Here is a 13,249-nt window from a genome sequence, read left to right on the forward strand (position 1 = left end):
GTAACAGAAAACAAGGGAGTCCCGAAGGTCTTTTCGTTTGAAATTCTTTTCGGGCTTCCTCTAATCGGCTGGAACAGAGATTTATTTAAGTCTTGTTTGTTCCAGAACGGGAGAGCGTTGTATAAATATCGGGATGAAATAAATTGTATGTAAATTAGAAGTATTTATGAAAATCAGAGTTTTAGTTATTTTGATGACTCTTGTCTGTATTCCGTTGATTACAGATGCTAAAAAGAGGGAGAAAAAGAAAAAAGCGGGAAAAACGGAGGAGGTGCAAACTCCTAAGGAATCTGCTTATGACCAGCTTTTTAAAGGTAAAGAGTGTACCACGGTGAAAGGGATGATCACGCTTCATAAGGTGGATGGTAAATTGTATTTTGAGTTTCCGTTGAGCTTGTTGGGAAGGGATATGCTTCTCGGTTCGACTGTTTCCAGTATTAGTGATAACTCGAATGCATTGGTGGGACAAAAGAATCAGACACCGTTACATGTAGCTTTCACGATGACCGATAGTATGGTTTACCTGTGCGAAGTGACGAATCCTTCTCGGGCACAGATTTTCAGCCAGAGCAAGGATAAAAACATCGGAGAGGCCATGAAGAAGGGAACCCGTTTGCCTATTATGGAAGGATTTGCGGTGAAGGCTTACAATGCCGATAGTACGGCAGTTGTTTTTGAAACGACCAAATTCTTCGTGAGCGATGATTCCCGGATGGATCCTTTTGATCCTTACGGGAAAAAAGTTTATTACGGACAGGGTACACGGAGAAAGCGTTTCCAGTCGGAATTGTCTTATGTCGGGGACATAAAGGCGTTCTCGGATAATGTTTCCGTCACCTCTTCACTTTCTTATTTGCAGGATATTGCCCTTTACGGGATGTTCGTGTTGGTTATGGATGAACCGGTAACCGTGGGGGTGAATCGTTCATTAGTTTTATTGCCGGAGGAACCGACTATGCGTCCCCGGCTGGCCGATCCCCGAATCGGTTATTTTGTTTCCGGCAAAGAAGTTATTACGGACGAACAGGATGGAGTGAAAGATGTGTATTATATCAATCGTTGGGATCTTCAGCCTAAGGATGTGGAAGCTTATAAGCGGGGCGAACTGGTAGAACCGATGAAGCCGATCGTGTATTATGTCGATGATGCATTCCCGAACGAGTGGAAAGCTGCGATTCATGCCGGAGTGAGAATTTGGAACAAGGCTTTTGAAAAGATCGGTTTTAAAAATGCCGTGCAGTCTTATGACTTCCCGAAAGATGATCCGAAATTCGATCCGGACAATATAAAATATTCCTGCGTGCGTTATTGTCCGGTCGGGATGGCTAACGCGCAGGGACCGTCTTGGGTTGATCCTCGTAATAGTGAAGTGGTGAATGCTTCCGTGTTGATCTACCATGACGTGATTAAATTAGTGAATAACATGCGTTTCGTGCAGACCGCTCAAGTGGATGAGCGGGTACGTACGACTAAATTGCCGGAGGATGTTTTGTTCGAGAGTATGCGATATATCGTGGCTCACGAGGTCGGGCATACCTTGGGATTGATGCACAACATGGCTTCGTCGGCTTCGATTCCGGTAGAATCTTACCGGGATGCGGAATTCATGAAAAAATACGGGACTACCCCTTCTATTATGGATTATGCCCGCTTTAATTATATCGCGCAGCCGGAAGATAAAGGGGTTGCGTTGACTCCACCCGAATTGGGCGTGTATGACTATTATGCTATCGAATGGGGATACAAGCCTCTGTTGGACGCTCGTACGCCGGAAGAAGAATTGCCGGTTCTGCGGAAAATGATTTCGGATAAAATCGGAGATCCGATGTATCGTTACGGGAAACAGCAAATCGGGTACGGGACTTTTGATCCGTCGTCGTTGACGGAGGATTTGGGTGATGATGCCGTGAAAGCGGGTGAATATGGTATCCGGAATTTGAAATATATTCTCAAAAATCTCAATAACTGGATGGATAGTCAGGATAAAGATTACACTTACAGGGATAATATTTACCGTGAAATCTGTAACCAGTATTCTCAATATATCTATACCGCTCTGGTGAATGTCGGAGGATTCTATATTAATGAACATTATGTCGGTGATCCTTATAAAACTTATCAAGTTGTTCCTAAAGAGGTGCAAAGACGGGCTTTACGTTTCGTTATTAACGAGTTGAAAGACATGGAGTGGCTGGATAGTCCCGACGTGGTGAAGAATTTGGAGTTCGACGGTTCGAATGCCCGTTTATTACTGAAAGCTTTTGCCGGTTCGTTGGTAACAACCAAACGTCTGGCGCTGGGTGTGTATCGGGACCCGAAAGCGTATTCCCCGAAAGAATACTTGGATGATCTTTACAATATGATATGGGCATCGACAATCAGGGGAAAGGACCCAACCGAATCGGAACGTATCCTGCAAACTGAAATCGTGAATTCCTTGATTAGTGACGTGAATCCGGCATCGGGAAGGAAGACTATGGCAGATATGGTATTGGCTAAATCCCGTCCGGCATACAGTTGTTCTTGTGGCGGTCACGCCGGGTTGCCGGACTACCGGATTCGGGAAATGATCGAGGGGGTGTCAGAGAGGAAAGCAATGAGTATGAAAACTGCGAATTTTGATCGCTTCTCGAACGAGATGGAATTTCAACAAAACTTGAATGGCAGGTTCGGGTATGACTTTATCCAGTACGTGGCGAATGTATCGAATGATAATAATCAGCATCTTTTACATCAGATGTTATTGAAAATACAAAATCTGATGAAAGAGAACAAAAACAACGGGACTTATGAGACTCGGGGACATTATGCTTATTTGTTGTCACAGATCGAGGGATTTTTAAAGAATAAGTGATGCATTCTAAAACAAGATATATGAATAAGAATTTCCTTTTAGTTCTATTCTGTTTGTTTTCTTTTCTGTTGACGGATGTTGTGGAGGTACAAGCCGAAAGACGGAAAAAGAAAGGGAAGGATGAGTGTGTGGAGCAGAAGAAGGAGAGCAAATATGACCAGCTTTTTGAAGGGAAAAAGTACGTGACTCGCGAGGGAATGATCACGCTTCACAAATTTGAAGATAAGGTCTATTTTGAATTTCCTTTGACTCTGCTGAAAAGAGAATTTCTGTTGGGTTCGACCGTGGTGGAGATTAGTGACAACGGAAATGCCATTATCGGTCAGAAACCCACGGAGCCTTTGCATATAGCGTTTCAAAAGAGGGATAAGAAGATTGAATTGGTACAGATAAGTCTGCCGTCCGTACTTCAAGTATATAGTGATACAGATCAGGAATCGTACAATCGGGCGATTCGGAACAGTAATATTCCACCTGTGCTTAAAGCGATGGAAATCATGGCTTACAATGCGGACAGTACGGCAGTCGTGTTTGATATGACTTGGTTATTTCTAGCTGATGATGCTCGTTTGACTCCTTTTGATCCGTATAGTCGCTCTACCGGTTACGGGAAGTTGAAGCGAAGGGCTACTTTTAACCGGGAAGTTTCTTATATTGATGACATCAAGGCTTTTGAGGATAATATTGCCGTGATATCTTCACTTTCTTATGATCAAAGCCTAATGTCACCGGTAACGGGGAAGAGTGTAAAAACTGCCGTAACGGTAAAAATGAACCGTTCGATGATCCTGCTCCCGGAGAAAGATCTTATGCGCGGGCGATTGGCCGATCCAAGGGTAGGGCTTTTCTATTCCGTGAAAGAAAATATGACAACGGAAACAGACGGTTCCAGATATACTTTTTTGATGAACCGTTGGCGTGTGGAGCCTGAAGATATGGAAGCCTACAAGCGGGGTGAATTGGTGGAGCCTGTAAAACCGATCGTGTTTTACGTGGACAACGGGTTTCCGGAAGATTGGAAAGCTGCCGTGCATGCCGGGATTCGGGAATGGAACAAGGCATTTGAAGAAATCGGTTTGAAAAACGTGATGGTTAGTCGTGATTTCCCGACAGACGACCCCGAATTTGATCCGGATAACTTGAAATACAGTTGTATCCGCTATGCCCCGATCAGTATCGCTAACGGGATGGGACCCTCGTGGACAGATCCGAGAACAGGTGAGATAATTAACGCTTCTGTTTATATTTATCATGATGTCATCCGGTTGATAAACGATATGCGTTTCGTGCAGACTGCACAGGTGGACGAACGGGTAAGAACCGTGAAACTGCCTGATGACGTGCTGTATGAAAGTATGCGTTACATCGTGGCTCATGAAGTGGGACATTGTTTGGGATTGATGCACAATATGGCATCTTCTTTTTCCATTCCGGTAGATTCGCTTCGTTCTGCTACTTTTACGGCAAAATACGGGACTACACCTTCTATCATGGATTATGCCCGGTATAATTATGTGGCGCAACCGGGGGATAAAGGAGTGCGTTTAACACCGCCGGAACTGGGCGTGTATGATTATTACGCGATTAAGGTTAATTACCAGCCGGTGCCCGACGCTACGACGATGGAAGAAGAAAATAAAGTTGTACAAGACTGGATTGCTGAAAAAGCGGGTGATCCGATGTATCGTTACGGGAAACAACAAATTCGCGGTGTCTATGATCCCAGTGCTTTGACGGAAGATCTGGGTGACGATGCCGTGAAAGCGGGTGATTATGGAATGGCTAATCTAAAATATATTCTGAATCATTTGAATGAGTGGATGCAGCCGCGGGATAAGGATTATTCTTACCGGATGCATATCTATGACGAGATAGTCTACCAATGTCGGGGATATTTGTACAACGCTTACATGAATGTCGGGGGTGTTTACCTGACGGAACGTTTCGTGGGTGATCCTATGCCGAGTTTTCAAGTTGTGCCGAAAGATATTCAGAAACGTAACTTTCTTTTTCTGTTGAAACATTTGAAGAACTTGGAGTGGTTGGATGATTTCTCGTATACTGGCAATCTGCACGTGGGAGCACCAAAATCACAGGATGTTATTAATTTTTTCGCGGGGGCATTATTAAATACCAAACGGGTATCTCTTTGTGCTTATCGGGAACCGGATGCCTATACCCCGAAAGAATATTTGGATGACCTTTATGCCGGGGTGTGGGAATCGACGTTAAAGGGAAGAAAACCAAAACAATCCGAACGTTATCTGCAACAAGTTGTACTAAACGGGTTGTTTGCCCGATTGGCTCCTGCTTACAAGGCAGAGTCGGAGCGGCAGTCCCGAGAACCGATGTTTGCAGGCGAAAGGATATGTATGTCGGGCGAAAGATGCCGACATATGGAGGACGTTGCCGGATTCGGTCTGCATTATGGTGTGTATAACGTGGCTCATGATAATTCGCAACATCTCTATTACCTGTTGTTACAACGTGTTGAGAACCTGTTAAGGCAAAAAGTCGGGACAGCTGACAGGGAAACGAATCTTCATTATTCTTATCTGCTCGAGATGATTGAAGATTTTAGAAATGCCCGGTAATGAAGTTTTAATGAACGATATAATTTATAAATAGAAGATATGAATAAAGGTTTTATACTATCAATAATCCTATTGGCATTCTTTATTCAGGTGAATCCGGCGGATATAGTCGCGAAGAACCGGAAGAAGAAAGCGACGAAAGAGAACGTGCAACAAGAGCCGGAAACGAAGTACGAGAAATTGTTTAAAGGAAAGAAAATAAAAACGGTAAAAGGATTGATCACGCTTCATCAAGTCGGGGGGAAACTATATTTCGAGTATCCTTTATCCCTGTTGGGACGGGAATACTTGTTGGGAACGACTTTCGTCGAAACCAGTGACAATGGTAACGGGGCTGTCGGGCAGATGATCAACGATCCCTTGCATATCGCTTTCACGCTGCGAGATTCTACCCTGCAAATGCATGAGATTACGCGTAAGTGGGGAACGAATCCGATGCTTACCGATTCGCCCGAGGAAGGTATGCGGGAAGCTGTTCGTAAAAGTACTCAACCACCGATTCGGTATGCTTTTAAAGTAGAGGCTTATAGTCCGGACAGTACTGCCGTAGTGGTGGATATGACGGATTTTTTCTTGAAACAGAATAATGATTTGACTCCTTTTGCTGACGAGGGGAAACGTGTGGATGAACTGGGGGACGGTCAGAGAGATGTGAAGTTGAAAGAAGAGTTGACTCGTTTGGATGATATCAAGGCTTTCGAGGATAATATTTCGATTATTTCAACTGAAACCTATACTCAGAATTTGTTGGTAGACGGTCAATATCTGGTCGTGCAGGATGAACCGGTGACGGTGAAGTTAAACCGGACATTACTTATTTTACCGGGAGAGGAACAGTTGATGAGACCCCGTTTAGGGGATCCTCGCGTAAACGTGACGACGACCGAACGGGAGAATATGACGACTAAAGTCGATGGTTCCCGGGTTACGCACTATATGACACGTTGGGATATACAACCGAAAGATGTGGCGAAATATAAAAGTGGAGAATTAGTGGAACCGGAGAAGCCGATTGTGTTCTACGTGGATAATAATTTCCCCGAAGGTTGGAGCGAATATATCAAAGCCGGAATTGAAGAATGGAATAAGGCTTTCGCGGCGATCGGTTTTAAAAATGTGCTTCAAGTGAAGGCTTTCCCGGTTAATGATACGACTTTTGATCCGGATAACATGAAATTCTTGTGTATTCGTTATGCCCCGATCGGGGTGGAAAGTTTCAAGACGGCTCCTCGTTGGGTAGATCCGCGGTCGGGGCAAGTGATGAACGCGTCTATCGAGATATTCCATGATATGTTGAGGCGGGTGAACTTAAAACGTTTTGTTCAGACAGCTTCATGTGATGAGGCCGTCCGCACGATGAAATTGCCGTTGGAGAAATATGGAGAAGGTTTGAAGGGGATGATTGTACATGAAGTAGGACATATTCTGGGTTTCGCTCATAACTTGCCGGCATCTCATGCTTACCCGACCGATTCCCTGCGTTCTGCTTCTTTTACTCGGAAATACGGTATAACCCCTTCTATCATGGATAACATGGGCTATAATTATGTGGCTCAACCGGGAGACAAAGATGTTGTCTTGATTCCGGAAAGACTGGGGGTGGCAGACTATCATGCCGTGAAAGTGGCATATCAACCCGTGTTTGACGTAAAGACACTTGAAGACGAACAAAAGGTGGTAGAAAAGTGGATCGCGGAAAAGGTGGGAGATCCGATGTATCGTTTTGACCCGGAACCTTACACGTTGACGATGTTCGATCCGACTTCCTTGCCTGAAGATTTGGGTGATGACGCCATTAAAGCAAGTACTTACGGGATTCGGAATCTGAAATACCTGATGGAGAATATGAACCAATGGTTGGACAAAGAAGATATCGATTACACGTATCGTAATATGGTATATCGTTACGTGGGTTATTATTATAAGCGCTATATCTTTAACGTGTTCATGAATTTGGGAGGGTTTTATCTGAATCAGCATTATGTCGGTGATCCGGTTTCAACTTTTGTTGCTGTTCCGAAAGAGGTACAGAAGAATTCGTTGAAATTCGTGATCGGGCAATTGAAAGATATAGATTGGATAGATCGTCCGGAAGTGGTGGAGAATTTGGAATTCGACGGTTCCCGGGCTCGTCAGATACTGAAAGATTTCTTGAGTAAGGCGGATGAAGAAACAGATTTGTTCAGTACTCGCCGTATTTCACTGGTGGCTTACCGGGACAAGGGTAATTATACCCCGGAAGAGTATTTGGAAGATTTGTACAAGATGATTTGGGAGCCGACCATAAAGGGACGCAATTTGACAGAAACCGAAAGAATTTTGCAAGTGGCTTTCTTGACCAATGTGCGGAATACTGTTGATATCAATGGTAATCGTGAAAATGCTTCCCGTTATTATGCGAAGTCTCAGAACGTGTTGCATGAATCTGTCGAATCGTTGAATGGTAAACAAAGTAACCGGATGCCGGAAGTTGCCGGATTCGGAAGTCGCTGGCTGGTGGAGAATATGGCTGTCGATAATCCGAATCATTTGTGGTATAATCTTTATTTGAAAGTAATAGAACAGGTAAAAAAACGCCAAGGGTCCGGTAATGCGGATACGAAGGCTCATTACGATTATTTGATGTTTTTAATCAATCGTTCGTTGAAAGGTTGATAGTGTTAATTAGTTTGTGGTAGATTAATTCGTTTCGGGAAATTCCGGAATGGTTCTGAAGGCCGCCTAAAAAGTAAAATTTTTGGGCGGCAATCTTTTTATTTAATGATTGGATTTCTGAGCGTGTTTTGGGAAAATATTCGAGAACCCGTGGTAATCCTAACGTAATACTACCTCTACTTGCTTATAAGGCGGTTATTCTATCCTTGTGTCATCGTTAGACACCGGGGATATAAGAGTGGTGTAAGTTTTCTGTAAGTAGGTAGAGGTAGTATTACCTTGGGATTACAGTAGGTTTTAGGCGATTTGTGAGGAAACGACATGCTCTTGAAAAGTCTTTTCGGATTTTTAATTGAAAATAGAGAATTGAAAGTTAAAAATGAAGGAATTTCAGGTAGTGAATGATTGAAGAATGAGTAATGTTTCCTATATTTGTAATAGATATAATAGTATATATTAAATATCAAATTGAGATATAAAAGTTATAATAATGAAAGTTATATATGATTTTGATTTGGTTTCGATAGAAGAACTTTTGCAAATTTTAGCGCGGAATATGAAGAAGAGGCGGTTAGAGAAGAATTATTCCCGCAAACTGCTTTCGGAGATGAGTGGGGTGCCATTAGCTACAATTGTGAAATTTGAGAATGTGCATAAAATTTCATTGGAATCTTATGTAGCACTTTGTAAAGCGCTTGGATACACGGAAGAGATTAAGGCTCTGCTTGGGGAACCGAAATACAGCACGATGCAGGAACTTGATACGATAAATCAGAATAGAAACAGAAAAAGGGGACGAGATGAAATTAGTTGACAAGCTCACGGTTATGTATCGCGACAGGAAAGTAGGCGAATTGACTTTGACTCCTGACAGGAGACGTTGTGCTTTTCAATATGATAAAAATTGGTTGGTATCCGGTTTCTCCATATCTCCTTTGGACTTGCCTTTAAAGCCGGATTTATTTATCGCGTCACCTGAGCCTTTTTATGGGAATTTCGGGATATTTGAAGATAGTTTGCCTGATGGTTATGGTCGATATTTGTTAAATCGTATTCTGAGAAAAGAAAAGATTGATGATTCAACTTTAACGCCATTACAAAGATTAAGTATTGTCGGACGTACGGGCATGGGAGCCTTGTCTTATGTTCCTGAATCTTATATTGGTGAGGATAAAACATTGCCGGAATTAGATGAGTTACAAGAATTGGCGTTGGCTGTTTTAGGTGAAAAGACAGACGAGGGGGAAGAGGTTCTCTATTTTAATAGTGGTAATTCCGGGGGATGTAGACCTAAATGCTTGTATCGGGATGCGGATGGGGTTTGGCTTGTCAAATTCAGGCATATCTACGATCCCGCGGACATGGGGAAAACGGAATATAAATATAATTTGGCAGCAAGGCGATGTGGTATTGAAATACCTGATTTTAAACTTTTAGAGGGAAAGTATTTTGCATCCATGCGTTTTGATATTGAGAATGGGGAACGCTTGCACGTTGCTACGGCAGGTGCTTTATTGAATGAATCTATTTTGTTACCGAAATTGGATTACAAAATATTATTACATCTTACGGGGTATTTAACGCAAGACTCAAAAGCGGTTGATGAGATGTTTCGTCGTATGGTTTTTAATGTATTGACCTCAAATAAGGATGATCATGCGAAGAATTTTAGTTTTATATGTAGGGATGGGATTTGGACATTGGCTCCGGCATATGATTTAACTCTTTGCCGTGCAGGGTATAACGGGGAACATGCAACTTCCGTGAATAATAGCGGGAATCCGTCGTTGGAAGATATGATTGCCGTGGGAAAAAGTATCCGGATAAACGAGGAGAAGGGAATTCATATTATTCGTTCGGTCTACGAACATTGTCAAGATATTTTATCTCCTTGTTGGCAAGGTGTCATTCATGATGGAAATTGTTAACTTTTGGGAGTTTCTAAAAACTTAAAGACCGTCCTCGATAATTTAGACGGTCTTTAAGTTTCTTATTGAGCGTAGGAAGCTACGCAACTTTCTCGTGTTCCCGTGATGTCGAAAATGACTTGCAGGTGTAGAAGTTCGAATATCTTCAAAACATCCGGGGATAGGTTGCAAAGTTTCAAGTTGGAACCGACACTTTTAGCTGTTTTGAAAAGAGCGATGACCGTGCCGATACCGCTACTATCCACAAATTCAATGTGATTGAAATCGAATATCATCCGACAGTCGGGATTATTCAAATAAGGTCTTAGTTCAGACTTAACTTCTTCTGACAGCGCGAGAGTGAAACGAGTCACTTCTTCTGTAAATTCGGCGAAGGTGATACCGTTGTGTTCTGTTACTTTGATTATCATGGTTTTTCTAGTATCTAAATTAATGGGTTATTTAGCAAAAGTAATCATTTTTGCTGACAATGCAAATAAATCATCAAATGATTCGTTAAGGTATCTGTGGAAAAAAATAATATTAAATCGTTTGCAAAATTTGTTTACTTCGCTTGGATACGGGATATAAGTTTTTGGAAGAAAGGATAATATGTGTGGTTATGCATAACTTTTTTCATAAGAAGTAATATTTTTAAAGAAAGGGTGGGCGGGATGAATAAAAGTTATAACTTTGCGGAGCGTTATAGTTAATAGTATAATAATATAATGAATATTTAAGCGATAAATAATGATGAAGACTACTCCATTTACACATTTTCATGAGGCGTTGGGAGCAAGAATGGCTCCGTTTGCCGGTTACAATATGCCGATAGAATACACGGGTATCAAGGACGAGCATAATACCGTACGCGAGAAATTGGGCGTGTTCGATGTTTCTCACATGGGAGAATTTTGGGTAAAAGGTCCGAAGGCTTTCGAGTTGGTGCAGAAACTTACGTCCAATGATGTGGCCGCTCTTTCTGACGGTAAAGTGCAATACAGTTGCTTCCCGAACGAAACGGGTGGTATCGTGGACGATTTGCTGGTGTATCGTTTCAGTGCTGAAAAGTATTTGTTGGTGGTGAATGCCGCGAATATCGATAAGGATTGGGCATGGTGCACCAAATGGGCGAAAGAGTTAGGTATGAACTTGGATACGGATTTGGAGAACGCTTCCGAAAATATCTGTCAACTTGCCGTTCAAGGACCGTTAGCATTGAAAGCAATGCAAAAATTGACTTCCGCTGACGTGGTGGATATGGAATATTATACTTTCCAAGAAATTCCGTTTGCCGGGGTAGACAAAGTAATTTTTTCCACGACCGGATATACCGGAGCAGGCGGTTGTGAGATTTATGCTTACGTGAAAGACGCCGAGAAAATCTGGAATGCCGTATTCGAGGCAGGCGCAGAGTTCGGTATTAAGCCTTGTGGTTTAGGTTCTCGCGACACGTTGCGTTTGGAAGCCGGTTTCTGCTTGTACGGGCATGAAATTGATGACGAACACTCTCCGATTGAAGCCGGATTAGGTTGGATCACGAAGTTTGTACCGGGAAATGATTTCATCAACCGCGCGTATCATGAAAAAATGAAAAATGACAAGCCTGCCCGCTACATGAAACCGTTCGAGGTGCTGGATAAGGGTATCGCTCGTCAGGGATACGTGATCGAGGACGCGGAAGGAAACGAGATCGGGGTGGTTTGCTCGGGTACTGTTTCCCCGTTGACAGGCAAGTCAATCGGTACGGGATACGTGAAGAGCGGTTTCCACAAGCTGGATACCGAGATTTTCATCCGTGTAAGAAATAAAGCTTTAAAAGCGAAAATCGTCAAAACCCCGTTCTTTTAGTCGGGTGCTTTTGAGCTGAACGATAACAAAGCACCCGCAAACGGGTGCTTTTGTCTTTGAAGGTATAAAAACGTTTTCGAAAAGGCGGAAGTTGTTGATATCAAGCGAATAACGAACGCGAATAAAAATTACGGAAAAAAGTCTTTTATACCGACTTATTTTGCATCTTTGCAACGTGATTATAAACAAGATTTTAGTATTAATTATCTATTAAATATTTTAGAGATGAGAAAACACATTTTTAATGCCGGACCTTGTAAATTGCCGGATTCTACATTGGAAAATGTATCAAAAGCTGTGCTTGAGTTTGGTAACACGGGACAATCTATTTTGGAAGTGTCTCACCGTTCTTCTGATTTTCAAGCTGTGTATGACGAAGCTGTAGCTTTATTCAAAGAAGTATTGAGCATCCCGGAAGGATATTCCGTAATTTTCTTGGGTGGTGGCGCCAGCATGCAATTCTGCATGATCCCGTTCAACTTCTTCAAGAAGAAAGCTGCTTATGTGAACACCGGTACTTGGTCAACCGCTGCTATTAAGGAGGCTAAAATGTGGGGAGATGTAGAAATTGTTGCTTCTTCTGAGGCAGATGGATTTACTTATTATCCCGAATTCACGATCCCTTCAGACGTGGATTACATGCACATCACTTCCAACAACACGATCCGCGGTACGGAAATTTTCTATGATCCGACTTCTCCGGTGCCTTTAATCTGTGATATGTCATCAGACATCTGCAGCCGTCCGGTTGATGTGTCTAAATATGCTATGATCTATGGCGGTTGCCAGAAGAACCTCGGACCTGCCGGAGTTACTTTCGTGATCATCAACAATGATTTCTTGGCTAACAACGTTGTTGCAGACAGAATGATCCCGACCATGTTGAGATACAAAACTCACGTGGATAAAGAATCTATGTACAACACTCCTCCTTGCGTGAACATTTTCGGGGTAAAAGAAACCTTGAAATGGGTTAAAGAAATGGGTGGCGTGAAAGCTATGGAGAAATTGGCTATCGAGAGAGCTGATATGATCTATAACGAATTGGAAAGAAGCAAGATGTTCCGTCCGGTTGTGAAAGAAGGTTCTCGTTCAAGAATGAACATTCCTTTCTTGTTGAGAGAAGGATACGAGTCATTGGAGAAAGAATTCTTGGATTTCACTAAATCAAAGAATATCGTGGGAATCAAGGGACACCGTTCAGTAGGCGGATTCCGTGCTTCTACTTACAACGCTTGTACTATCGAGGACGTGAAAGCTTTGGTTGCTGCAATGCAAGAATTTGAAGCTGCTCACATTAAATAATTTATTGATTTACGATTTCGGATTTACGAGCATTGCTTTCGCTGTGCTCGAAATCTAAAATCGTAAATCTTTTTTTTACATCA

Annotated in this window: 8 protein-coding genes; 7 read left to right on the top strand and 1 reads right to left on the bottom strand. The window is 42.5% G+C overall.

Annotation, left to right across the window (positions count from 1 at the left end):
- Positions 1 to 166 precede the first annotated feature (166 nt).
- The 5 genes from ACK8P8_RS08095 to ACK8P8_RS08115 all read left to right on the top strand — a co-directional run bounded on the left by ACK8P8_RS08095 (position 167) and on the right by ACK8P8_RS08115 (position 10,031).
- On the top strand, positions 167 to 2,854 hold the full coding sequence (locus tag ACK8P8_RS08095) for a zinc-dependent metalloprotease (RefSeq protein ID WP_369859056.1): 2,688 nt from the start codon (positions 167 to 169) through the stop codon (positions 2,852 to 2,854).
- A gap of 20 nt (positions 2,855 to 2,874) precedes the next feature.
- Complete coding sequence (locus tag ACK8P8_RS08100; protein ID WP_369859055.1) at positions 2,875 to 5,448, top strand: zinc-dependent metalloprotease; 2,574 nt, start codon at positions 2,875 to 2,877, stop codon at positions 5,446 to 5,448.
- A 39-nt stretch (positions 5,449 to 5,487) separates the two neighbouring features.
- Positions 5,488 to 8,103 carry a zinc-dependent metalloprotease gene (locus tag ACK8P8_RS08105; protein ID WP_369859054.1) on the top strand — a complete coding sequence of 872 codons (2,616 nt, stop codon included), beginning with the start codon at positions 5,488 to 5,490 and terminating at the stop codon, positions 8,101 to 8,103.
- A gap of 490 nt (positions 8,104 to 8,593) precedes the next feature.
- Positions 8,594 to 8,917: a helix-turn-helix domain-containing protein gene (locus ACK8P8_RS08110; RefSeq protein ID WP_099294344.1), complete on the top strand. Its 324-nt coding sequence runs from the start codon at positions 8,594 to 8,596 to the stop codon at positions 8,915 to 8,917.
- The gene (locus ACK8P8_RS08115) at positions 8,904 to 10,031 is read left to right on the top strand and encodes a type II toxin-antitoxin system HipA family toxin (RefSeq protein WP_303179843.1); all 1,128 of its coding nucleotides are present in this window, start codon (positions 8,904 to 8,906) and stop codon (positions 10,029 to 10,031) included. Before ACK8P8_RS08110 ends, ACK8P8_RS08115 begins: the two co-directional genes overlap by 14 nt.
- Positions 10,032 to 10,093: 62 nt before the next feature.
- On the opposite strand, the gene ACK8P8_RS08120 is transcribed toward ACK8P8_RS08115, so the two are convergent.
- The gene (locus tag ACK8P8_RS08120; RefSeq protein WP_099294340.1) at positions 10,094 to 10,441 is read right to left on the bottom strand and encodes an STAS domain-containing protein; all 348 of its coding nucleotides are present in this window, start codon (positions 10,439 to 10,441) and stop codon (positions 10,094 to 10,096) included.
- Between the two features lie 322 nt (positions 10,442 to 10,763).
- On the opposite strand from ACK8P8_RS08120, the gene gcvT reads away from it, so the two are divergent.
- Together gcvT and serC are read left to right on the top strand one after the other, a co-directional pair.
- The gene (gene gcvT, locus ACK8P8_RS08125) at positions 10,764 to 11,861 is read left to right on the top strand and encodes a glycine cleavage system aminomethyltransferase GcvT (RefSeq protein ID WP_369859080.1); all 1,098 of its coding nucleotides are present in this window, start codon (positions 10,764 to 10,766) and stop codon (positions 11,859 to 11,861) included.
- Positions 11,862 to 12,086: 225 nt separating this feature from the next.
- Entirely contained in the window at positions 12,087 to 13,166 is a 1,080-nt protein-coding gene (serC, locus tag ACK8P8_RS08130; RefSeq protein ID WP_303179845.1) for a 3-phosphoserine/phosphohydroxythreonine transaminase, read from the top strand.
- Positions 13,167 to 13,249 lie beyond the last annotated feature (83 nt).

It is taken from the genome of Butyricimonas muris (assembly GCF_046365375.1).
GTDB lineage: Bacteria > Bacteroidota > Bacteroidia > Bacteroidales > Marinifilaceae > Butyricimonas > Butyricimonas muris.

Excerpts from the sequence above, each read along its gene's own strand:
- ACK8P8_RS08100 (WP_369859055.1), top strand. The coding sequence starts at position 2,875 with ATGAATAAGAATTTCCTTTTAGTTCTATTCTGTTTGTTTTCTTTTCTG.
- ACK8P8_RS08095 (WP_369859056.1), top strand. The coding sequence starts at position 167 with ATGAAAATCAGAGTTTTAGTTATTTTGATGACTCTTGTCTGTATTCCG.
- ACK8P8_RS08115 (WP_303179843.1), top strand. The coding sequence starts at position 8,904 with ATGAAATTAGTTGACAAGCTCACGGTTATGTATCGCGACAGGAAAGTA.
- ACK8P8_RS08110 (WP_099294344.1), top strand. The coding sequence starts at position 8,594 with ATGAAAGTTATATATGATTTTGATTTGGTTTCGATAGAAGAACTTTTG.
- gcvT (WP_369859080.1), top strand. The coding sequence starts at position 10,764 with ATGAAGACTACTCCATTTACACATTTTCATGAGGCGTTGGGAGCAAGA.
- serC (WP_303179845.1), top strand. The coding sequence starts at position 12,087 with ATGAGAAAACACATTTTTAATGCCGGACCTTGTAAATTGCCGGATTCT.
- ACK8P8_RS08105 (WP_369859054.1), top strand. The coding sequence starts at position 5,488 with ATGAATAAAGGTTTTATACTATCAATAATCCTATTGGCATTCTTTATT.
- ACK8P8_RS08120 (WP_099294340.1), bottom strand. The coding sequence starts at position 10,441 with ATGATAATCAAAGTAACAGAACACAACGGTATCACCTTCGCCGAATTT.